This is a genomic window from Rhizobium leguminosarum (assembly GCF_010668065.1).
GTDB lineage: Bacteria > Pseudomonadota > Alphaproteobacteria > Rhizobiales > Rhizobiaceae > Rhizobium > Rhizobium leguminosarum_S.
Map to the genome: position 1 here is coordinate 165213 of NZ_WUEN01000004.1, position 22943 is coordinate 188155.

General features: G+C 63.0%; 19 protein-coding genes, 1 pseudogene and 1 riboswitch. Of the genes and pseudogenes, 6 read left to right on the plus strand and 14 right to left on the minus strand.

What is annotated here, in order from left to right; all coding sequences use genetic code 11:
* Positions 1-31: 31 nt before the first annotated feature.
* The 6 genes from cbiB to GR198_RS12905 all read right to left on the minus strand — a co-directional run bounded on the left by cbiB (position 32) and on the right by GR198_RS12905 (position 5961).
* Positions 32-1012: an adenosylcobinamide-phosphate synthase CbiB gene (cbiB, locus tag GR198_RS12880; protein ID WP_029870709.1), complete on the minus strand. Its 981-nt coding sequence runs from the start codon at positions 1010-1012 to the stop codon at positions 32-34.
* Positions 1009-2052: a threonine-phosphate decarboxylase CobD gene (gene cobD, locus GR198_RS12885; RefSeq protein WP_164069091.1), complete on the minus strand. Its 1044-nt coding sequence runs from the start codon at positions 2050-2052 to the stop codon at positions 1009-1011. The genes cbiB and cobD overlap by 4 nt, the downstream gene beginning before the upstream one ends.
* A complete protein-coding gene (locus GR198_RS12890; protein WP_164069092.1) occupies positions 2049-3359 on the minus strand; it encodes a cobyrinate a,c-diamide synthase in 1311 nt (436 codons plus the stop codon). Before GR198_RS12890 ends, cobD begins: the two co-directional genes overlap by 4 nt.
* A complete protein-coding gene (gene cobA, locus GR198_RS12895) occupies positions 3356-4195 on the minus strand; it encodes a uroporphyrinogen-III C-methyltransferase (RefSeq protein ID WP_164069093.1) in 840 nt (279 codons plus the stop codon). The genes GR198_RS12890 and cobA overlap by 4 nt, the downstream gene beginning before the upstream one ends.
* Before the next feature lie 322 nt (positions 4196-4517).
* Positions 4518-5471: a nucleoside hydrolase gene (locus tag GR198_RS12900; RefSeq protein ID WP_164069094.1), complete on the minus strand. Its 954-nt coding sequence runs from the start codon at positions 5469-5471 to the stop codon at positions 4518-4520.
* Positions 5472-5541: 70 nt separating this feature from the next.
* On the minus strand, positions 5542-5961 hold the full coding sequence (locus GR198_RS12905; RefSeq protein WP_029870703.1) for a cobalamin biosynthesis protein: 420 nt from the start codon (positions 5959-5961) through the stop codon (positions 5542-5544).
* Between the two features lie 100 nt (positions 5962-6061).
* Between GR198_RS12905 and GR198_RS12910 the strand changes: the two are divergent.
* From GR198_RS12910 to GR198_RS12920, 3 genes and pseudogenes are all read left to right on the plus strand, one after another.
* Positions 6062-6323, plus strand: a pseudogene (locus GR198_RS12910) (TSUP family transporter); the annotation flags it as partial.
* A gap of 51 nt (positions 6324-6374) precedes the next feature.
* Positions 6375-6788, plus strand: coding sequence for a nuclear transport factor 2 family protein (locus GR198_RS12915; protein ID WP_011652353.1), 414 nt, complete (start codon positions 6375-6377; stop codon positions 6786-6788).
* Complete coding sequence (locus GR198_RS12920; protein ID WP_164069095.1) at positions 6788-7582, plus strand: helix-turn-helix domain-containing protein; 795 nt, start codon at positions 6788-6790, stop codon at positions 7580-7582. Before GR198_RS12915 ends, GR198_RS12920 begins: the two co-directional genes overlap by 1 nt.
* A gap of 5 nt (positions 7583-7587) precedes the next feature.
* Here GR198_RS12920 and cobO read toward each other — a convergent pair whose 3' ends face one another.
* From cobO to cobU, 4 genes are read right to left on the minus strand one after another with little or no spacing between them, the layout of a single operon-like run.
* A complete protein-coding gene (cobO, locus tag GR198_RS12925) occupies positions 7588-8238 on the minus strand; it encodes a cob(I)yrinic acid a,c-diamide adenosyltransferase (RefSeq protein ID WP_164069096.1) in 651 nt (216 codons plus the stop codon).
* Positions 8235-12419, minus strand: a complete 4185-nt coding sequence (gene cobN, locus GR198_RS12930; protein WP_164069097.1) for a cobaltochelatase subunit CobN — start codon at positions 12417-12419, stop codon at positions 8235-8237. Before cobN ends, cobO begins: the two co-directional genes overlap by 4 nt.
* 4 nt (positions 12420-12423) lie before the next feature.
* A complete protein-coding gene (gene cobW / locus GR198_RS12935) occupies positions 12424-13473 on the minus strand; it encodes a cobalamin biosynthesis protein CobW (protein WP_164069098.1) in 1050 nt (349 codons plus the stop codon).
* A gap of 4 nt (positions 13474-13477) precedes the next feature.
* On the minus strand, positions 13478-13987 hold the full coding sequence (cobU, locus tag GR198_RS12940; RefSeq protein ID WP_164069099.1) for a bifunctional adenosylcobinamide kinase/adenosylcobinamide-phosphate guanylyltransferase: 510 nt from the start codon (positions 13985-13987) through the stop codon (positions 13478-13480).
* 376 nt (positions 13988-14363) lie between these two features.
* A riboswitch (cobalamin riboswitch) is annotated at positions 14364-14759 on the minus strand.
* Between the two features lie 259 nt (positions 14760-15018).
* Between cobU and GR198_RS12945 the strand changes: the two genes are divergently transcribed.
* Positions 15019-16809, plus strand: coding sequence for a chloride channel protein (locus GR198_RS12945; protein WP_012757842.1), 1791 nt, complete (start codon positions 15019-15021; stop codon positions 16807-16809).
* Between the two features lie 21 nt (positions 16810-16830).
* Here the strand turns inward: GR198_RS12945 and GR198_RS12950 are convergent, their stop codons facing one another.
* The 3 genes from GR198_RS12950 to GR198_RS12960 all read right to left on the minus strand — a co-directional run bounded on the left by GR198_RS12950 (position 16831) and on the right by GR198_RS12960 (position 20585).
* Positions 16831-18087 (minus strand): adenylate/guanylate cyclase domain-containing protein, encoded by a 1257-nt coding sequence (locus GR198_RS12950; RefSeq protein ID WP_312876451.1) that lies wholly within the window; start codon positions 18085-18087, stop codon positions 16831-16833.
* A 170-nt stretch (positions 18088-18257) separates the two neighbouring features.
* The gene (locus tag GR198_RS12955; RefSeq protein WP_164069101.1) at positions 18258-19028 is read right to left on the minus strand and encodes an SDR family oxidoreductase; all 771 of its coding nucleotides are present in this window, start codon (positions 19026-19028) and stop codon (positions 18258-18260) included.
* A gap of 102 nt (positions 19029-19130) precedes the next feature.
* Positions 19131-20585: a cobyric acid synthase gene (locus GR198_RS12960; protein WP_164069205.1), complete on the minus strand. Its 1455-nt coding sequence runs from the start codon at positions 20583-20585 to the stop codon at positions 19131-19133.
* Between the two features lie 639 nt (positions 20586-21224).
* On the opposite strand from GR198_RS12960, the gene GR198_RS12965 reads away from it, so the two are divergent.
* Complete coding sequence (locus tag GR198_RS12965; protein WP_204337108.1) at positions 21225-22226, plus strand: glycine betaine ABC transporter substrate-binding protein; 1002 nt, start codon at positions 21225-21227, stop codon at positions 22224-22226.
* Between the two features lie 20 nt (positions 22227-22246).
* Complete coding sequence (locus GR198_RS12970; RefSeq protein WP_204328696.1) at positions 22247-22609, plus strand: hypothetical protein; 363 nt, start codon at positions 22247-22249, stop codon at positions 22607-22609.
* 76 nt (positions 22610-22685) lie between these two features.
* Here GR198_RS12970 and GR198_RS12975 read toward each other — a convergent pair whose 3' ends face one another.
* Positions 22686-22841 carry a hypothetical protein gene (locus GR198_RS12975; RefSeq protein ID WP_003540537.1) on the minus strand — a complete coding sequence of 52 codons (156 nt, stop codon included), beginning with the start codon at positions 22839-22841 and terminating at the stop codon, positions 22686-22688.
* Positions 22842-22943 lie beyond the last annotated feature (102 nt).

The following is a 22943-nucleotide window of genomic DNA, read 5'->3' on the forward strand; positions in this document are numbered from 1 at the left end:
TCTACCGAGGCGTGGTCGTACCCTGCCGCCTCTACAGAAAACACAAGAAAAGCCCGAACGTAACACCGGCGAGCACCATGCAGCTGGCATAAAACACCGATACGCCGTCCTCGATGTCGCCTGAGGTCGCCACGTCGCGGCCCGTGTCGTTGATCATCGGTTCACGCACGATGACGCCGCCATAGATGCGCGGCCCGGCGAGCTGGACATTCAGCGCGCCTGCCATGGCCGCCTCCGGCCGACCGGAGTTCGGCGAGCGGTGCAAGGCCCCGTCGCGCATCGCCACGCGGATCGCCTCACGGCCGGCGCTTGTTCCCCGCCGGATCCAGGCGCCGGCGGCGATCAGCAGGATGGAGAGGCGCGCGGCCGGCCAGTTGGCGACGTCGTCGAGCCGGGCGGCAGCCCAGCCGAAGTCGATGTATTTTTCCGACTTATGGCCGATCATCGAATCCGCCGTGTTCAGCATCTTGTAGGCGAAGAGCCCCGGCAGGCCGAAGACGGCATACCAGAGCGCCGGCGCCACGACGCCGTCGGAGAAATTCTCGGCAAGGCTTTCGATCGCCGCGCGACAGACGGCTGGCTCGTCCAGCGTCTCGGGATCGCGTCCGACGATGCGGGAAACGGCGGTCCGCCCGCCGGCAAGCCCCTCGTCGCGTAAGGCGACGGCGACGGCCGCGACGTGATCGGCAAGGCTTTTCTGCGCCAGGAAGATCGCCACCAGCCCGGTCTCCAGCAAGATGCCGGCAAGGCCGAACAGCGCGAAGAACCGGTTGAAGACGAAGCCTGCGGCTATCGCCACCAGAAGCAGCGCCAGGATGGCGGCGATACCATTCATTCGGCGTTGCGAGCCGGTGAGGCTTGCCGGGTTGAGCTGCCGGTCGGCATAAGAGATCGCCGCGCCGAACATGACGACGGGATGCGGCATCCGCGACCACAACCATTGCGGATCGCCGGCGATCCGGTCGAGCAGCAGCGCCAGAAGCAGTACCAGAAGGTTTTCGTCGATCGTCATCGCTCAAATCTCTGAAGGACTTCGCCAAGCCGCCTGTCTGCCGCCGGATCGGGCGGCAGCCCGAAACGCAGCCAATCCGGCGCATAGTCGAACTTGCGGACGAGAATATGATGGCGGCAGAGATGCGTGTAAATGTCGCCGGCTCTCGCATCGGCGACAAGGGTGAAGAGCGCCGTTCCTCCAGTCATCCGCAACCCGGCGCCCTTCAGCACTGCATGCAGGCCGGCGCTGCGTTCATCGATGCGGCCGCGGATCGGAGAGGCATCCGAGCGTAGCAGCGAAGCTGCAATCGAAAGAGCCGGGCCGGAGACCGCCCAGGGGCCGAGCCAGTCCTCGAAACGTGCGAGAATATCATCCCGCGCAATCGCAAAACCGAGCCGCAGGCCGGCAAGCCCGAAGAACTTGCCGAAGGAGCGGAAGATGATGAGGTTGGAAAGCTGCGGCGCACGGGATGCAAGGCTGAGCGCCGGATCGGTATCGCCAAAGGCTTCGTCGACGACGAGAAGTCCGTCCGCTGCCTTCATCCTGTCGTGCAGGGCAATCAGCTTTTCGGCCGGCCATATCAGCCCGTCAGGATTGTTCGGATTGACGACGATAGCCAGCCGATGCCCGGCCCCGATCGCCGCAACATCGCCGACCGCATCGACGGCAAAACCCGCCGAGGCGAAGGCGCGCCCATATTCGCCATAGGTCGGCGATACCACGGCGACGCGTTCGTCCGTCACGGCGATCTTGTTGTCCGTCACGGCGACCCGCCTGCCCGCCTCGATGAGGCGCGGCAGAAGCTGGATCACCGATTGCGTGCCGGGCACGGGCAGCGGCAGAATCTTGCCGCTACCGTAGTGGTCGCGCGCCGCGCGCCTTGCCTCATCGACGAGGTGCCTGTCCGGCAGGCGGTGCCAGGCTCGCGCCGGAATGTCAGGCAGCGCGACGGGGCACGGATTGATGCCGGTGGAAAGATCGAGCCAATCTTCCGGCCTGCCGCCGAAAGCGGCGGCAGCGGCAGTGACGCCGCCGCCATGGACGATCGGTGCGCTCATGCAGCCGTTGCTCCGGCCAGATCGATCAGATGCATGTAGGACCCCGCCACCTGGTCGCGCCTGAGACCGGCGGCACCCAGGTCGGTTCCGAGCGCATCCTGCACCTGAAAAAGCCGCTTGCCCTCGCCCTCGGAGACGACGCTGGAATAGTGGAATTCATGGGCCGTCATCATCCGCGCAAAGAAGGCGCCGTCGAGCGGCACAACGCGGCGATAGCCGAGATGGCGTTTCCGCTCGGCATAGCTGGTAACGACGGGCAGCAGGCCGAGCATCTCATGACGCTTGCCCTCCGCGTCGATCAACCCGTCGCCAAGCACCATGTAGCCGCCGCACTCGCCGTAGATCCGGATGTCGCGCGCTGCCGCATCGAGCATGCCGGCGCGGAAATTCTGCGCCTCTGCCAGCCGTCCGGCATGCAGCTCGGGATAACCGCCGGGCAGATAGATCGCATCGGCATCCAAAGCCGGCGGCTCGTCGGCGAGCGGCGAGAAAAAGGAGATCGCAGCACCCCGGCGGCGCCAGCCGAGCAGCATATGCTCGTAGGAAAAGGCAAAGGCGATGTCGCGCGCCACGGCAATCCGAGCACCCAGCGGCGGCAGTCGGTCGATATTGGCCGCCGACGGACGATTGAGACCCTGCTTTGCAATGCGCAGCAGGAATTCGAAATTGCATTCCTCGGAGACCGCATCCGCCGCATGATCGATGAATGCGTCGAGCGTGGCATGTTCGCCGGCCTGGACGAGGCCGAGATGGCGCTCCGGCAGGGAAAGCGCCTTGTCGCTGCCGATGACGGCGATGACAGGCATACGGATCGCTTCGAGCGCCTGTCGCAGCATCGCTTCGTGCCGGTCGCTGCCGACTTTGTTGAGGATGACGCCGGCGACGCGGACATCGGCACGGAAACCGGCAAAGCCCGAAACCAGCGGCGCGACCGACTGCGACATGCGCGAGGCATCGACGACGAGCACCACGGAAAGCCCGAGCTGGGCGGCGAGATCGGCCGCCGTTCCCTTTCCGTCGGCCGCCCCGTCGAAAAGTCCCATCATCGCCTCGATGACGAGGATGCGGTCGCCGGAGCGGTGAAGGGCGGCATTGGCCGAGATCAGTTCCGGGCGCATCGCCCAGGGATCGAAATTCTGGCAGAGCGTGCCGCTTGCGGCCGCATGAAAGGCGGGATCGATATAGTCAGGGCCGGCCTTGCCGGGCGCGACCGCGATGCCGCGCCGGCGAAGCGCCCGGAGCAGACCGAGCGTCACCGTCGTCTTGCCGGCGCCGGAGGATGGTGCTGCGATCAGGAGGCCGCTCATGCCCGCACCTTGCCTGACTGGCGGAACGGGTCGGGCTGCAATCGCCGTCCTGCGAGTGCACCGAGCCAATCGAGCGAGGCCCTGAGCCGCACCACCTCGCCGACGACGACCACCGCAGGCGGTTCGAGCCCGGAAGCCGCAACAGCCTCGGTCGCCTCTCCGAGCGTCGTTTCCAGCACCTGTTGCCGGCCGGTGGCGGCATTGCAGACGAAGGCGACGGGCTCGGTCGGCAGCCGGCCGGCGGCAATCAGGTTGGCGCTGATCTCCGCGATATGTTTCATCGCCATATACATGACGATGACGGGCGAACCTCGGCCGATCGCGTCCCAGTTGATCCTGTCGGGTACGATGCCGGAGGAATCATGGCCGGTGAGGAAGGTCACGGCATGGTTGATGTCGCGATGCGTCACCGGAATGCCGGCATAGGCGAGCCCACCGATACCGGCGGTGATGCCGGGCACGATGCGGAAGGGGATATTGTGTTCGACCAGCGTCAACGCCTCCTCACCGCCGCGGCCGAACACGAAGGGATCGCCGCCCTTCAGCCGCAGCACCTTCTTGCCGGCGCGCGCCAGCTCCACCAGCCGCAGCGAAATGTCGCGCTGTTTCGCCGAAGGCTTGCCGCCGCGCTTGCCGGCATATTCCACCAGCGTTTCCGGCCGCGCCAGCGCCAGGCATTCCTCGTTGACCAGCGCATCGTGGACGATGACGTCGGCCTCGAAAAGCCCCTTGGCGGCGAGCAGCGTCAAAAGCCCCGGATCGCCGGGACCGGCGCCGACGAGCCAGACGCTGCCCGGCTCAAGCACCGGAAGATGGGAGAATGCGGCATCGATCATCCTGCTGATCTAGGCCCCGGAAAGGGCAAGGTCAACGCCGCGCCCATCACCTCACTTGAAGTTGCTGAGATGATCGTGACTCACTTTGTGAAGCGTCGGATTCGATTACGCAGAAAAGCCGCGCAACAATATGAATATATTAGAATATTACCCAGAACGGTCAGCCACGGCACGGACTGCTGACAAAGTCGGCCAACTTCTCTTTCGTCATGCTTGGGCTTGTCCCGAGCATCTGCAGCCGGTACAGCAGATCCTCGGCACAAGGCCGAGGACGACGCCGACTAAAGAACGAGACCTGTCGATACTGCCGGCCTTCAGTTAGTCAGGCTGCAAGCAATGTATTGCGAATGAGGTCGAGGACCCTCTCCGACTCGATGCCGGTGCAGACGATCTGGCTCGGCAAGCCATCCCAGGCGCCATCAGGCGGAAAATTCCGCCCATCTCGCCTGACGATCGTCTGGCCATCGGCGATGCCGCCGCAGACGACACGCACCGCACCCGATATCGACGAGAACAGCTCGGGCGCCACGGCATAGACGCAGGCGCAGCTGTCATGCACCATCATGCCGTCTTCGACCGCATGCTTGTAGAAGTCGATGTAGGACTGAGAGAGTGCGTCGAGCTGCTTGACCGCCTTGTCACCCCTAGCTGCCATTTCGCCGAGATAGCTGCGGCTCATCGTGGTGATCGCGGTGACGTCGAGGCCGATGACGGCCACCTTCCACGGCGCGGTCATGACGATATCGGCAGCCTCGGGATCACCGTGGATATTGGCCTCGGCGACCGGCGAAACGTTGCCCGGCACATAGAAATTGCCGCCCATGATGACGACGTCCTTGGCCAACGTCGCAATCTCGGGGTCTTCCTTCAGCGCCAGCGCCAGATTGGTCATCCGCCCCACGGCAACGAGGCGCACCTCGCCCGGATGGGCGCGCACCGTGTCGATGATAAAGCGATGCGCCGGGCGCGGATCGAGCGGCAGGTCGATCGTCTCCGGTACGTCGATATCGCCGAGGCCGTTATCACCATGCACCATGGCCGGCCATGGCCGCTCCGCCCGCGCGGAATCGATGGTGACGCTAGCGCCCTTGGAAACGGGTGCCGGAATATTCCATTCGCGCTTGAGGAAGAGCGCATTGCGCGTCGTCGTCTCGACCGAGGCGTTGCCGAAAACTGTGGTGATGCCGAGAAGGTCGATTTCGGGATGGCGATGCAGAAAGAGAAGCGCCATGGCGTCGTCGACGCCAGGGTCGGTGTCATAAATGACCTTGTGCATGAGATATCCTCTAGATGTGAACCGTGAGGCTGCCGGACGGCGCCGCGAATTGCCGCCACCATAACGTCCACTAGGCTTTCTGCAACCCGCCGCGGGCAACTGCCGCCGTCGCATGTGCAGATTTGATCTTGGCGACAGCAAGCTCGGCATCCGGCCCCGCAGCCGCCAGCGCAGCTGCCTCAGAGACCCCATGGCAGCCGACGCGGGCAAAGACGATCGCAGAGGGATTCGCCAGCCGCGGCGTCTCCTCCTCCAGCCGCAGCGCGCCGAAGAACACGGCGGGCACGGAAAAATGCGCGGCAACGGCAAGGATCGCCGGCTCCAGTCTTCGGCTGTCGATCGAGGCAATGGCTGTGAGTTCCGCCGCGCCGATAGCGGCTACGTCGAGCGCCTCGATCGCAAGCGCCAGCACCTCGGCAGGCGGCGTCCCGCGCTCGCAGCCGAGGCCGAGCACGTGGCGCCTCGCCGTATCGAAAGAGATATCGCTCATGGAAACCGTCAAATACGCCCTGCCCATGTCTTTGCAGCCATTGCAGCTTGGGGCGGCAAATGCAACAAGGCCGTTCGAAATCCCCGCCCGGAATACCACCTTGCCCGATATCGCCTTCCATCTGCTTCTGCTGCTCTGCGCAGCGGCTTTCTTTGCCGGGTTCGTCGATCCCATTGCCGGCGGCGGCGGCCTCATCACCGTCCCCGTCATGCTGATCGCGGGTTTTCCGCCGCTCCAGACCCTCGGCAACAACAAGGTGCAGTCCCTCTTCGGCGCGGCCTCGGCCACGATCGCCTATACAAGGGCCATGTGCAGCTTGCGGAACAATTGCCGAGGCGCTGATGGCTGTCATGGGCGGTTCGACCATCTTCCATTACCTCTGGCGTAATTGATAAGGTGAATCGCCTTCCCGCATGATCGGACTGCCTGGAACTGACGGGCGATCAAAAGGAGATGACCCGATGAACGACGCAAACACCAACGCAGAGCGCTATCTCGCCATCTGGAATGAGACGGATGCCGTTCGCCGTCGCGCTCTCATCGCCGAGAGCTGGAGCAAAGCCGCCACCTATATCGACCCACTGATGCGCGGCGAAGGCCATGAGCAGATCAATTCGCTGGTCGAGGCGGTGCAAAGCCGCTTCCCCGGCTTCCGCTTCGCCCTGATCGGGGCGGCCGACGGCTACGGCGACAACCTGCGCTTCTCCTGGGGCCTCGGCCCGGAAAACGGCGATGCGCTGATCAAGGGCACGGATTTCGCCGAGCTCGAAGGCGGCAAGCTGAAATCCGTCCGCGGTTTCATAGATTTGCTGCCGGAAGCCGCCTGATGACGCCGACCGCCCGCTCCCTTGGAGACCATCTGCGCGAATGGCGCCAGCGCCGCCGCATGAGCCAGCTCGACCTCGCGCTGGAGGCGGAGATCTCGCAGCGGCATCTGAGCTTCATCGAGAGCGGGCGCTCGACACCGAGCCGCGACATGCTGCTGCATCTTGCCGAACGGCTCGACGTGCCCCTTCGCGATCGGAACCCGCTGCTGCTTGCGGCGGGTTTCGCTCCTGTTTTTGCCGAACGCGCGCTCGACGATCCCGCATTGGAACCGGCACGTCGCGCCATCGACATGGTGCTGAAAGGGCACGAGCCCTTCCCAGCAATCGCTGTCGACCGCCATTGGACACTCATCGCGGCCAATGCGGCCATCGCTCCGCTGCTCTCAGCCGTCTCCGACCAGTCTCTGCTCACGCCACCCGTCAACGTACTGCGCCTCAGCCTGCATCCACAAGGATTGGCGCCCCACATCAAAAACCTTTCCGAGTGGCGCGCCCACCTTATCGGCAGGCTGCGCCAGCAGTTATCGGCTTCGGGCGATCCAATGTTGGACAAGCTTTTGAAGGAGTTGCTGTCCTATCCAGCGCCTAAAACTGCTGGCGAGGTCCATACCGACTATGCCGGCATCGCCGTTCCCCTTCAGCTTTCAACCAAGGCCGGCTTGCTTTCCCTGATCTCGACGACGACTGTCTTCGGCACGCCCGTCGAAATCACTTTGTCGGAACTCGCGGTCGAATCCTTCTTCCCGGCGGATGCGGAAACGGCTGCCATCCTGCGCAGCCTCGCACTCAACTGACCGCCTCAGAACTCCACGCCCGGTTGACCCTTGATGCCGGAGCGGAAGGGGTGTTTGACGAGCTCCATCTCGGTCACCAGATCGGCGATTTCGATCAATTCTTCCTTGGCGTTGCGCCCCGTCAGCACGACATGCGTCATATGGGGCTTCTCGCTCTTCAGAAAGGCGACGACTTCGTTGATGTCGAGATAGTCGTAGCGCAGCGCGATATTGATCTCGTCGAGCAGCACCATGGAATTGCGCTCGTCGCGGATCAGTTCCTTGGCCTTTTCCCAGGCGGCCGCCGCTGCGGCGACATCGCGGGCACGGTCCTGCGTTTCCCAGGTGAAACCCTCGCCCATCGTGTGGAACTGGCAGAGATCGGAGAAATGCTTCTCGATCAGGTCGCGCTCGCCGGTCCACATCGCGCCCTTGATGAACTGCACGACGGCAGACGGCTTGCCATGGGCGATGTGGCGGAAGATCATCCCAAAGGCAGAAGAGGACTTGCCCTTGCCCTTGCCGGTATGGACGATGATCAGCCCCTTGCCATCGGTCTTGGTGGCCATGATCTTGTCGCGCGCGGCCTTCTTCTTCGCCATCTTCTCGGCATGGCGCGCATCGTCCTTGCCAACTCCGCCTTCTGCGATCTCGCTATCCGGGGTCTCGTCGCTCATTGGGTCACCTCATTTTTATGTCTTGTGGCCAGGTCAAACCGTGCCGAATTGCTGCGCGGTGTCCAGAGGCTGCGGTCGATTGCTTCGCGCAGCCGCTCCCTCATCTCGTCGAATGCCGCCGGGTTCTTCTCGATCATGAAGCCGGCAACAGTGGGATCGGCGACGAAGGCCTGGTAGACCGCCTCGAAATGATGTTCGCCGACTGCGCCCGTCGTCGCCGAAAAGGCGAAGAGATAATCGACTGTGGCGGCGATCTCGGCAGCGCCCTTGTAGCCGTGACGCATGACGCCCGCGATCCATTTCGGATTGACGACGCGCCCGCGCACGACTCGGCCGATCTCCTCTTCCAGCGAACGGATCACCGGCTTTTCCGGCCTGGAATGGTCGTTATGATAGATCGAAGGGCGCGCGCCGGCGAGCTGTTCGGCCGCCGCCGCCATGCCGCCCTCGAACTGATAGTAGTCGTCGCTGTCGAGCAGATCGTGCTCGCGATTGTCCTGGTTCTGAATGACTGCCTGCACCGAGCGCAGCCGCTCCTCGAACAGGCCGCGCTCGGCCTTGCCCTCCTCGCCGGCACCATAGGCATAGCTGCCCCAGACGAGATAGGCCTCGGCAAGGTCGGCGCGCCGCTCCCAGCCCTTTTCGTCGATCAGTGCCTGTAGTCCGGCGCCGTAGGCGCCGGGCTTCGAGCCGAAAACGCGGTAGCCCGCCCGGCGCTTTGCCGAGATTTCGTCAAGACCGGCAGCACCAAGCCTTGCTGTCTCGCCGCACATGCGCATTGCGATCGGATTGTCGGCCTCGTCCTCTTCAAGCGCGCCGACGGCACGGATCGCCTTGTCGAACAGCGCGATCTGCTCGGGAAAGGCATCGCGGAAGAAGCCGGAGATCCTGAGCGTCACGTCAACGCGCGGCCGCCCGAGCATCGCCGGCGGAATGATCTCGTAGCCGGTGACACGGCGCGAGCTCATGTCCCAGAGCGGCTTGACGCCGATCAGCGCCAGCGCCTGGGCGATATCGTCGCCGCCAGTGCGCATGTTTGACGTGCCCCAGGCCGTCAGCCCGAAGGAAACAGGCCACTCACCGTGATCCTGCACATAGCGGCGCACCAGCAGCTCCGCGGATTTCTTGCCAAGCTCGTAGGCCGCCGGCGTCGGGACGGCGCGGCTGTCGACCGAGTAGAAATTGCGACCCGTCGGCAGCACATCGGGCCGCCCGCGCGTCGGCGCACCGGAAGGGCCGGGCGCCACGAAGCGGCCGTCGAGACCGGCGAGCAGGCCGGCGATCTCGGCGGGGCCGCAGGCGAGGATCGAGGGTTTGAGACGGGTTTTGATCTCGGAGAGTACGGCCCGCGTCGCTTTCCAATCTTCGGGGCATTCCATCTCACTGGAGACGAACTTTGCAGCGAGCAGTTCGATGCGCTCGACAGTGTCTCCGTGGGTCCGCCATGGGGCATCGAGAACATCCGCGAGGACATCAGAACGCGGGCCGGTCCAGACGGCGGCCATGTCACAATCGAGAGGGTCGAAGGAGGAGGCGCCCCCCTCTGTCCTGCCGGACATCTCCCCCACAAGGGGGGAGATCGAGGATGAGAGGCCTCGCTCAATCTCATGCGTCGAAGGTGCGGCATCTTCAAACGGTTCTTTGTCGGGAAGCCCAAGCGACTTGCCGATCTCCCCCCTTGTGGGGGAGATGTCCGGCAGGACAGAGGGGGGTATCCCGCGCACGCCGCCGTCCAAGCCCGCATCCGCCGCGATCGCCCGCTGCAAACTCGCATCCCCACCCTCACCAAGCCCACGCGGCACCCGCGCCAGCGCCACGGTCAGGTCCGTCAGCAGCCGCCCCTCGGGCGACACGCCGAACACATGCAGCCCATCGCGGATCTGCATTTCCTTGAGGTCGCAGAGATAGGCGTCGAGCTTCTTCAGCGCCTCGCCTTCGCTTTCGCCCTTGGCGATACCGGCATCCCGGTCGAGACCGATATCGGTCACGAGATCGAGAATCTGGCGGCTGAGCAGGCGGATGCGGCGGGGATCGCCGCCGGACGCCTCGTAATATTCGTCGACCAGCGCCTCCAGATCCTTCAGCGGCCCGTAGCTCTCGGCCCGCGTCAGCGGCGGCGTGAGGTGGTCGATGATGACGGCCGCACTTCGGCGCTTCGCCTGCGTGCCCTCGCCCGGATCGTTGACGATGAAGGGATAGAGGTGTGGCAACGGCCCGAGGATCGCCTCGGGATAACAGCTTTCCGACAGCGCCAGCGCCTTGCCGGGCAGCCATTCGAGATTGCCGTGTTTGCCCATGTGGATGATCGCATGGGCGCCGAACTCGCGGCGCAGGAAAGCGTAGAAGGCGAGATAACCGTGCGGCGGCACGAGATCTGGCGAATGGTAGCTCTCTTTCGGATCGATATTGTAGCCGCGTGCCGGCTGGATGCCGACGAGCACCTCGCCGAAACGCGCGAAAGGCAGGGCGAAGACGCCCTCGCGAAAATACGGATCGTCTTGCGGATTGCCCCAGCGGGCTCTCACCTCATCCTGAATCTTATCGGGAAGAGATTCCAGGAAGCTGTTGTACAGACTCAGGGAAAGTGTCTCGCGGATGATCTTTCCATCGGAACCGGAATTGGTCGGCCCTTCCATCAGGTGGCGGATCAGCGCATCGCCGTCGGCGGGAATCTCGGCGACCGGATAACCCACAGCCCGCATAGCCTTCAGCACCTCAGTGGTGCCTTCAGGCGTATCCAAGCCGACGCCGTTGCCAAGTCGACCGTCCCGGTTCGGATAATTCGCCATGACGAGCGCGATGCGTCGGTCGCGCGCCGATGTCTTCCGCAGCCGTGCCCAATTGGCGGCAAGCTCCGCCGTATAACGCACCCGGCCGGCATCGGCCTGACTAGCGACGATGTTGGTCTCGACGGCAGCATCGTAGCGCGCTGCCGTCTTGAAGGAGATCGCCCGCGCCAGCACTCGGCCATCGACTTCAGGCAGCGCCACGTTCATGCCGAGATCGCGCGCCGACAGGCCCTGCGAGGAAGCCGCCCATGCCTCCCTCGACGAGGCCGACAGGATCGCCTGCAACACGATCGCCTCATTCGCCTCCAGCACCGTCGCCTGCCGGTCCGCACCCGGTGCGGAGACGGCAAAGCCGGTCGTGTTGATGACGACATCGGGTTTCAGCGTCGAAAACACGCTTTCGAGAATGCCTGTGGAAACCGGATCCTTGAGGCTATAGGCAAAGACCGGCAGCGGGCGGAGGCCGAGTGTCATCAGCGCTTCGATCAGAGCTTCGATCGGCCCGGTCTCGCCGCTTTGGACGAGGGCGCGGTAGAAGCTGATGGCGACGATGGGGGATGCCTGTTGCGTCGAGTTCGTAGTACCCCCCTCTGTCCTGCCGGACATCTCCCTCACAAGGGGGGAGATCGGCAAGTCGCTTGGGCTTCCCACAAAAGAAACGTTGGAGGATGCCGCATTTTCGTCCCAGGAGATGGAACGAGGCCTTTCATCCCTGATCTCCCCCCTTGTGGGGGAGATGTCCGGCAGGACAAAGGGGGGTATCTCGAGCTCGGCGGATAAGGCGGGCACCACACGCGAAGACACCTCCGCAACAATCCGCCGCCACTCCTCGACTCCGATCAGCCCCCGCCCTGGCCACCAAATACCTGCCTTCATCAGCGGCACAGCCGGCGCCGGCTTCTCGGCGCCCGACAGCATCGCCTCGGCATAGTCGAGAAAGGCCCGCGCATTGGCGTCGCCGCCCTCGATCAGATAGGCCCAGAGCGCGTTGAGATCGTCGAGGTCAACATTGGAGAAAGGCACCAGCCCCGCATCCGGCCGGGCATCGCCCGGCAGCACCGCTATCAGTGCCCCCGCGCGGGCCGCAACCGCATGCAGCGCTTCCAGCGCATAGTGGAAATAGCTGGCGCCGCCGAGAGCGCGCACGATAATCAGCTTCGCATGCCGAACCGTGCGCTCGACATAGGTATCAACAGACATCGGGTGCTTGAGGCTCATCAGGCTGGCGAGCCGGAGCGAAGGCCCCGCCCCGCGATCGCGATGGGCGGTTGCGATCGCGGCAAGCTCGCTGTCGGCCGCCGACAGGAACAGGATATCGCCCGGCGTCTGCCCGAGGTCGATTGCCTCCTCGCCGTCGCTGATCGTTCCCTGTTGAGCCAGAAGCAGATGCATCGGGTTACGCCAGCGCTTCGATCGCCGCCCTCACTGCGCCCTGATCCATTTCGTGCAGGCCGATGACGACGAGGCGCGTGGCGCGCTTTTCGCTCGCGCCCCAGGCGCGGTCGAAATAATGGTCGATGCGGCTGCCGACAGCCTGGAGCTGCAGGCGCATCGGCTTGCCTGACACATCGACGAAACCTTTGAGGCGCAGCACGTCATGGGCGGCAATGATGCCCTTTAGCGCTTCGACGAAGCCGGCGGGATCGGCAATGGGTCCGAGATCGACGACGAAGCTGTCGAATTCGTCATGGTCGTGCGGCGCACCGTCCTCATGCTCCAACTCGTGATGCGACTTGCGATTGGCGACATCGTCCTCCGTGCCGATGCCGAGGCCGAGCAGGATGCCGGCCGACACCTCGCCGTTCCGTGCCTCGATCATGACAGGCTTGCGGACGGTGCGGGAGGCGACCTCGTCACGCACCCTGATAAGGCCGGCAGCATCGATCAGGTCGGTCTTGTTGAGCACGATGAGGTCGGCGCAGGTGAGCTGGTCCTCGAACAGCTCCTCGATCGGGCTTTCGTGATCGAGCGATTCATCCTCGGCGCGGCGCGCATCGACGGCATCATGGTCGTCGGCGAAACGGCCGGCGGCAACCGCAGCGCTGTCGACCACCGTGATGACGCCGTCGACGGTCACCTGCGTGCGGATGTCGGGCCAGTTGAAGGCAGCGACCAGCGGCTGCGGCAGGGCAAGCCCCGAAGTCTCGATGACGATATGGTCAGGACGCTGTTCGCGCTCGAGCAGCTTGGTCATCGTCGGAATGAAGTCATCGGCGACGGTGCAGCAGATGCAGCCATTGGTCAGCTCGATGATATCGTCCTCGGTGCAATTCTCCGCACCGCAGCCCTTCAGCACGTCGCCGTCGACGCCGAGATCGCCGAACTCGTTGATAATAAGCGCAATCTTCTTGCCGCCGGCATTGGTGAGCAGGTTGCGGATCATCGTCGTCTTGCCGGCGCCGAGGAAGCCGGTGATGACGGTTGCGGGAATCTTCTGCTGGTTCATGGACTTAACCCTTCATTTTCAGCGGCAGGCCTGCCGCGATGAAATAAACTTCGGCGGCCTTCGCCGCGATCGATTGGTGCAGCCGGCCGGCATGATCGCGAAAATCCCGCGCCATGCGATTGTCGGGCACGATGCCGAGACCGACCTCATTGGAAACGAAAACGAGCCGCGCTTTCGCGGCGGGCAGGAAATCGGCAAGGGCGGCGAATTCCGCCGCCATGTTCCGCTCCTCCATCATCAGATTGGTGACCCAGAGCGTCAGACAGTCGATCAGCACGATGCGCCCCGGTCCGTCGATGGCGGTGAGCTTGCCGACAAGATCGAGCGGCTCCTCATGCGTCGTCCAGGACGGACCGCGGTCGACCTTGTGTTGGGCGATGCGCGCCTGCATCTCGTCGTCCCATGCGCGGCCGGTCGCAAGGTAATGGCGGTCGAGTCCGGCGGCCGTCACGAGGTCTTCGGCGAAACGGGATTTGCCGGAGCGTGCACCGCCGAGGATGAAGGTGGCGGTCATACTCAAACGCCCCTCAGGGAGAGTGCGTAGCCGTGGATTGTTCCGAGTGCACCTTTCTCGGCTACTGAGGGTGTGACACCCCCCTCTGTCCTGCCGGACATCTCCCCCACAAGGGGAGAGATTGAATCGCCGAGAGCTTTTCTCCAAACAATTGATGTAGGACGACGGTCGTGCTGCTTGCCGATCTCCCTCCTTGTGGGGGAGATGTCCGGCAGGACAGAGGGGGGGACCCAGCATTCGACATAAACGGCCGAAAGCACACCTCTTGCAGCACTGCTTGGAGGCGTCGCGCGCGCCGCACCAGGCCGCGCCGAATTCAATCGTTCAGCCAAGACAACCTCCGTGCTGGCAACGGGCATAGCGCCCAGGTGTGGGCTTCTCGCCCGGCCGCATGGCAGGTCTCCTGGCTCGCGGTTGTCGGCCGCGATCGGGGCAGACCGGAAACCGGTCGCCCTGATCGTGCCAGCGGATCATCCTCGCCTTCCCGGCTGCATCAGTGAAAAGGTGGACGATTCGTAGATTGAGAGGCGTCCGACCCCGGTTGATCACGATGCATATCCAGTGGCTTTTCCGGCATGTCGCCCGTCCCGCCCGCTTGCATGATTGCAAGCCGCCGGCCGGAAGGGCTTAGTGCCGGATGGAAGACCCTGACCGCTCTACAGTCGCGGGGTCGGCTGTGATGAAGGCGCCCGGCTTGGGTCCGCCCCGTCACATTCCCTTTTCATCCGGAAGGGCGCAACACCGATCCGGAACCATCCGTTATGTCAGGATGGTCAGTCGACCATCCGTTATCGGGATGGTTAGGCAAGCGCAGGGATGAAGTCAACCGGCCTTGGCGGCCGCCTGATCGCCAGTTCCGAGACGTGGCTACCCAAACACGACTTACCCTACCTAAAATATCGTCATTTATCAGAGACTTACGTCACCAGAATTTATTCCAACCGCCGGCTTTTCGCCGCAATTGCATCGCAAGCGGACTGTACGACCATCTCCGCCCTTGACCGGGCCTCTCCCCGCCTAGTTGTCTAGCCATGCTTATGAAATTGGATCGGCGCGGTTTCCGCGCGCTGCGTGTTTTCTTTGATCCGGGACGCCTGAGGGCGCTGACCCGGCGCAGCGAGGTCGGCCTGTCGCTGGCGGGCGCCGTCGTCGGCATCATCTCGGGTCTCGCCGTCACCGGCATGAGCTATGTCTCCAACGAGCTGCATCAGCTGGTCTTCGGCATTGCCGACAGCGAAAGGTTGAGCTCCTCCGAGATCGAGAACAAGCTGCTGCTGCTCACCGCCCCGGTTATCGGCGGCGCCCTGCTCGGCCTGCTGCTTTTCGTGCTGGCGAAACGACGCAAGAAACCGATGGTCGACCCGATCGAGGCCAATGCGCTGCATGGCGGCCGCCTGTCCTTGACCGACAGCATCATCGTTGCCGTGCAGAACCTGATCTCCAACGGTTTCGGCGCCTCCGTCGGCCTGGAGGCCGGCTATACCCAGCTTGCCGCCGGCCTCGCCTCGAAATTCGGTCTGAAGCTGCAGCTTCGCCGCTCGGACCTGCGCACCCTGGTTGGCTGCGGCGCGGCGGGCGCCATCGCCGCCGCCTTCAATGCACCGTTGACCGGCGCCTTCTATGCTTTCGAGCTGATCATCGGCACCTATACGATCGTCTCGCTGACGCCTGTCGTCGTCTCCGCCCTTGTCTCCACCCTGATCGCAAGGCTGCTCGCCGGCAGCGATTTCACCATCGATATCGGCAGCTTCGGTTCGGTCGTGCCGGCCGATTATATCCCGGCGCTGCTGCTCGGTGCGTTCTGCGCCGGCGTCGGCATCCTGATCATGCAGGGCGTCGCCTTTGTCGAGGAGCTGGCTCGCAAGAGCTCGATCGCCCCACCCTTCCGCCCGGCTCTCGGCGGCATCATCGTCGGGCTGCTGGCGATGATCTCGCCGCAAGTGCTCTCGGCCGGCCACGGCGCGCTGCATCTCAACCTTTCCCGAGACGTGGCGATCCCGACGCTGATCGGCCTCTTCCTTTTGAAATCCTTCGCCTCGGCGATCTCGATCGGCTCCGGCTTCAGGGGCGGGCTGTTCTTCGCCTCGCTGTTCATGGGCGCCCTGCTCGGCAAACTCTTCGCCTATTGCGGCCCTTATTTCGCCGATGCGACGCTGACGCCCGTCATCTATGCCGTGGTCGGCATGAGTTCGCTTGCCGTCGCCGTCATCGGCGGGCCGCTGACCATGACGTTCCTGGCGCTCGAAATCACCGGCGACTTTCCGATCACGGCACTGGTGCTCGCTGCGGTCATCACCTCGTCGCTCGTCGTGCGTTCGACCTTCGGCTACTCCTTCGCCACATGGCGCTTCCACCTGCGCGGCGAAAGCATCCGCAGCGCCCATGATGTCGGCTGGATCCGCAATCTGACGGTCGACAAGCTGATGCGCGCCGACGTCAAGACGGCAAGGGCGGGCATCTCGCTGGAGGAATTCAAGCAGGCCTTCCCGATCGGCTCGACCCAGCGCGTCATCCTCGTCGAGGAGAGCGACAAATATGCGGGCCTCGTGCTGGTACCGGAGATTTACGCCAATCCGACCGATGCGCAGGACGAGGGCAAGACGCTTGCCGATTTCATCCACTACCGCAACGATTTCCTGCAGCCGCAGATGAATGCCAGGCAGGCGGCGGCGATCTTCGACAAGAGCGAAAGCGAAGCGCTCGCCGTCGTCAACAACCTGATCGAACGCAAGGTGATCGGCCAGCTCAGCGAAAGCTACACGCTGCGCCGCTACAGCGAAGAACTCGACCGCCGCCGCCGCGAGGTCTCAGGCGAGATCTGAGCAAGTCGGAACACTCCGTCGTCAGTCGGTGCCGGCGAGCTTGAAGACGTTGACCGGCTTCGAAACCCCGCGCAATTCGAAAGAGCCGAGACATTCACTGGCAACGGCAGAGGTGACGGCGAAACTCTCCGACATCAGCAAATGGTGCCCGAGCGTGCCGCAGAGCTTTTCGAGCCGCGAGGCCTCGTTGACGGCGCTGCCGATGACGGTGAAATCAAGCCTGCCGCGCGCGCCGATATTTCCGTAGAACACCTCGCCGAGATGCAGCACGACATCGACGCCGATGTCAGGACCTCCATCATTCCTCCGCTGACCATTCAGCACCTTGTTGGCTTCTAGAATATTCCTTGCCGAAGCCAGTGCGGCCATGCAGGCCTTTTGCGGGTCTTCAGCATCGGTCGGAAAGATCGCCAGCACGCTATCGCCCATGAACTTGAGGATCTCGCCCGAATTTTCCTCGACATGCCAGCCGATCAGCTCGAAATGTTCATTCAGAAACCCGGCGATTTCGCCCGGCTGATAAACCTCGGTCAGCGCCGTGAAGTTTCTCAGGTCCGCAAGCAGGATTGCAGCATTGATCGCCCCTCCCTTTCCCCTTTGAATATCGCCTGCAAGGATGCGTGCACTTGTTTTGGCGCCTGTATAGACGGCAAGGATATCCGATGCGGTTTTCGTTGCCGCGATACGATAACAAGCCAGCCCCAGCGCCGGGAAGAGCTTCGCGACGATCGCCAGTTGGTCATCAGAAAATCCGCCCGGCCTGTCGCTTGTAAGAGACAGACTGACCCCGCGCAGCGCAGCCTCCTTCGGAAACTCCAGCAGGCTGACCAGATGATCCGTGCCGCCGCCATGCGCGAATTCCGCAAGCTGTGGGTAGTCATCGACACCCTCACCCTTGGCGATGTTCCATCGACCTGACGTTTCGCCGCGGCCCAAAAGAAAATAGATCGGGGTCTTCTCGAAATTCAGCACTGCCGCACTGCCATACTCGGCATTCTCGATCGTGGTCGCACCGCCACGCACGAAATTGGCCGAGACGCCGCCATACATGGGATGAATCGACGGCATTGAGATGCTTCCCCGCCAGATCGGAAAGCCATCCGCGATCAGCCGATCGCACAATCCGGCTATCAGCTCGCCAATATGCTCAGCTGTGATTCCATGTTCTATAAGCCACTGAATATGATTGTTAATTTCCGAACCTCCAAATGACCGACGCAATTTATGGTCGGAAATCGGGCAAATGGACGGCGATGACCAACCGGGGCGTTGCCAGATCAACCAATAGTCGAGTCAGGCAGATATTTCTAGCCATGGATTCCGGCAGCGACGACCACAAGGCAGGCTGAGAGCAAGTGATACCTGCCGTTACCGTCATTCGGCTCCGACGAGAAGCAGTGAAGGGCGCCGCAAAAATGAAAGCCGGTGCCGCAGCGCTTGCGGATATCTCACATCCTGACTGTCATGCCGCCGTCCACCGTCAGCACGTGACCGTTGACGAAGGAAGCGGCGTCGCTTGCAAGAAAGAGCGCCGCGCCGGCGATCTCGTCCGGCCGTCCCCAGCGCTGAACCGGGATGCGTTGACGCACGAAGGGCATCAATTCCTCGTTTGCAGCCATCGCCGCGTTCGTCTCAGTGGCAAACCAGCCGGGCGCAATCGCATTGCTGGTGATGCCGTGCGGGCCGAATTCGACCGCCATGCCGCGCATCAGTCCGGTCAGTCCCTGCTTGGCCGCCGGATAGACGCAGTCCCCGGGCATGACGACATGGCCGCTGATCGAGGTCACCGCGATCAGGCGGCCGTGATTGCGTCGCTTCATCAGCACGGCAGCGTCCCGCGACAGCGTCATCGCCGCCGCCAGGTCTGTGCGCAGCAGCTCGATGATGGCATCATCATCGAATTCGGCCAGAGGCCGCCTGTCGCGGGCGCCGACATTGTTGATCAAAATATCGAGACGACCATGGACCTTGTCGATATTCGCCATCGCAGCACGCTGTGCCTCGCGGTCGGCGATATCGAATGCGGCGGCCTCCGCCGTGCCGCCCGCGGCACGGATCGTCCTGACGGCATCTTCCAGCGTCGCCGCCGTGCGTCCGTTGACGATGACATGCGCGCCGGCCTCGGCAAGGGCGCGCGCCATCTCGAATCCCAGACCACGGCCGCCGCCGGTCACGAGCGCCACCTGACCTGCCAGTGAAAATCTATCCAATATGCTCATAGTTTTAGTCGCTCACCTGGGTCCGTCGCGACAATTAATGGACTCAGTCAACTAATTTAGCAATAGCAGAACGACGGCACCGATGATGGTGCGAGGTGCGGCCTAACCGAGCAGCCCGGCCAGCCAGCGCGGATCGAGATGACGTTCCAATTCTCCGGCGATCTCGTCGAGTGCCTGCTCGACGCTCTCGCGGTAATTCCGCTGCTCGCCTGATAGACCGAAGCTTTGGAGCAGTCGAGTGCGGTAGGCGTCACTGCCGAAGAGCCCGTGCAGATAGGTACCCATGATCCGGCCGTTGGTCGAAAGCGCCCCGTCGGGCAAGCCGTCGATGATCGCTGAAGGCCGATCGCAATCCGGGCCGCGGGTGATGCCGAGATGGATCTGGTAGCCGGCAAGCGGCGCGTCATATTCGGTCGAGCGAGCCTGGCTGTTGCGCACGGTCTTCTCCGGCGCCATCTCGGTCTCGATGTCGAGCAGCCCAAGCCCCGGCGTCTCGAGCGTCCCGCCCTCGATGCCGAGCGGATCTTGCACCATGCGGCCGAGCATCTGGTAGCCGCCACAGATGCCGATCACCCGGCCGCCGCGCCTGACATGCGCCTGCAGATCGCTCTCCCAGCCCTGGGCCCTGAAGTCGGCGAGATCCGATATCGTTGATTTCGAGCCGGGAAGCACAACGAGGCTCGCGTCGGCAGGTATCCGCTCGCCTGATCGCACGAAGACCAGCTCGACATCCGGCTCGGTCCTCAGCGGATCGAGATCGTCGAAATTGGCGATACGTGGCAGCACCGGCACGGCAATCTTCAGCGCGCCCGTCCCGCCCTTCGCCAACCGTTCGAGCACGACCGAATCTTCGGCCGGCAGGCGCGCGGCACCCTGCAGCCAGGGCACGACGCCGAAACACGGCCAGCCGGTAAAGCCTTCGATGGCGCGGATGCCGTCGTCAAACAGCGAGACGTCGCCGCGGAACTTGTTGATTATATAGCCCGCAATCATCGCCCGGTCGCCATCTTCGAGGATCGCATGCGTGCCGACCAGCGAGGCGATGACGCCGCCGCGGTCGATATCGCCGACGAGCACGACAGGCACGCCAGCCCGCGTCGCAAAGCCCATATTGGCGATATCGCCGGCCCTGAGATTGATCTCGGCCGGCGATCCGGCGCCCTCGACGATAACGAGGTCGGCCCCCGCAGCCACTTTTTCGAAACTCTCGAGCACGGCGCCGAGCAACTCAGGCTTCAGCCGCTGATAGTCGCGTCCCTTCGCCTGTCCGAACACCCTGCCCTGGACGATGATCTGGCTGCCATTTTCCGATTGCGGCTTGAGCAGCACCGGGTTCATGTGGACCGAGGATGGCGTGCGCGCGGCCAGCGACTGCAGCCACTGCGCCCGGCCAATCTCGCCGCCGTCATCGGCGACCGCCGCATTGTTCGACATGTTCTGCGGCTTGAACGGCCGGACCTTCAGCCCGCGATTGGCCGCCAGCCGGCAGAGCCCTGCGACCAGCACCGTCTTGCCGACATCGGAGCCGGTTCCCTGCAGCATGATCGCTCTTGCCATGGTGGCCCGCATTCGCCTCTCGTTCAGGCGAGGCCTACAATGGGCGGTAATCCCAGGTCAAGACTTTGGCCGGGCAAGACTTGGCCCCAGTCACGTTCCTACATAAACGCGAAAACCGCGCATGGCCTTGGCTCTGCGCGGTTTGCCGAAAAACTCTGGCGTCTTCGCCCTTACACGGCGAAGCTCGCTTTCTCCGGTACGCACTACCTGAACCGGAGAAGCGGCGGTCATTGCTGCCACGACCCAACTGATAACGGCACATTCTTACCGGAGAGTTATTGAAGGCTTACGCAAATGTTAATTTTGATCTTTTTTGACATTCTGGCCAAAATTTCTGCCGAAGATCCGCAGCCTGTCGCCAAGAGCGTGCTTTTCGCCCGAGGGCGCCAATTTCGGAATGCTGACATAAATTCTTCGAATTCAATAATTTAGTCACGCAACCATGAGCAGAAGATGGTTGATTTCTGCGAGCGAACGCGTAGGCTCCGTCATAACACGCCATTGTTGAACATGGCTTGCCCATGAACCGGAAAGCCTGTTGCGGTATCGCCCCGGCAGGCATTTTCCATTCGGGTGCCGGAGAGATTTGTCGGTGAATTTCAGAGCCTGCTGCACGTCCGCCTAAGAAGAATTCGGGGAATGACGATGAAGACGTTTCTGATTCCGGCCGTCTTTGCCGCGGCTCTTTCTACCGTCGCGCCGGCCGAAGCCGCCGAATGCGGCAGCGTTTCGATCGCCGAAATGAAATGGGCCTCGGCAGGCATTGCGGCGAGCTTCGACAAGATCATCCTGGAAAAGGGCTACGGCTGCTCCGTCACCATCGTCGATGGCGACACCCTGCCGACCTTCGCCTCGATGAATGAGAAAGGCATCCCCGACATCGCCTCGGAATACTGGATCAATTCCGTCAGGTCCCTGCTCGATCAGGCTGTCAACACTGGCCGGCTGGTACAGGGGGCCGAAATCCTGGCCGACGGCGCCGTCGAGGGCTGGTGGATCCCGAAATTTGTCGCCGACGCCCACCCCGATATCCGCTCGGTCGAGGACGCGCTGAAACATCCCGAACTCTTCCCCGCCGAGGACGACCCGTCGAAAGGCGCAGTTTACAACTGCCCCGCCGACTGGAGCTGCCAGATATCGACCACCAACCTGTTCAAGGCGCTTGCCGCCGACAAGAAGGGCTTCGAGCTCGTCGAGACCGGCAGCCCCGAACAGCTTGATGCCTCGATTGCCCGCGCTTTCGAAAACAAGGTTGGCTGGCTCGGTTATTACTGGGCGCCAACCGCCATCCTCGGCAAATACGACATGACGCGCCTGAGCTTCGGCGTCGGCCACAACAAGAATGAATGGGATCGCTGTACCGCGGTTGCCGGCTGCGTCAGGCCCGAGCTCAATTCCTACCCGGTCTCGCGCGCCTTCACGCTGATGACCAGGTCCTTCGCCAGCCGCGCCGTACCTGTCACGACCTATCTCAAGACCCGCAAATGGGACAATGCGACGATAAACCAGGTGCTCGCCTGGCAGGACGAAAACCGCGAAAGCAACGAGGATGCCGCGATCCATTTCCTTCGCAATTACGAGAGTCTGTGGACGAAATGGGTGCCAGCTGATGTAGCCGAGAAGGTCAAGGCGAGCTTATAACGGCCAAAACACGATCAAGCATGGACGATTCGATGACAGGCAATGTTCCCTTTCCCGACCGCGATACCGTTGCGGAAAAGCTCGCCGCCCTGTCGGAGACCGACAAGTCCTACCTGGCGCTGCTCATGGAAAACGCCGCCCAGGACGACAACCTGCTCGACGGCCTGCGCCGCCATCTCGATCTTGCCGCCGGATCGCGTTTCCTGAACTCGCTGAAACTTGAAAATTTGGGAATGTGGCTCGGTGCCCAGGCACCGGATCGGTTGCAGATCCGGCTGATGGAAACCGCCCGCTCCGGCCAGCATCCTGCCTACCAAGCCTTCCGGACCGGCCTCAGCCGATCCGGTGGCCTCGAAAAAGCTTATCCCCCGATCATCCGCTAGGATGATCAGAACCGGATCTCCTTATCCCCCGGTCAGTATCTGATCAGGCAATCCCCGGAAGGAATCTGAACCGTCATCACTTCTTCGCGGCGCGGTCGACTGAGCGGCCGGCATCCTGCGTGGCGTTCACGGTGTTTGCCGTATCTTTTCCTATGCCGCGGATCGTGTTGCCGCAGGAAGAAAGGGCAAGAAGAACCATCAAGGCTGCGGCAATTTTGGCCGTTGTCGTCATCTCGGATATCCTTGTTTGAAATCAACCCCGAACGGCGACAATTGCCGTCCGCGCCGATAACGCACGACAAACCAAAAGGTTCACTGTCACGTTCGATCGGCA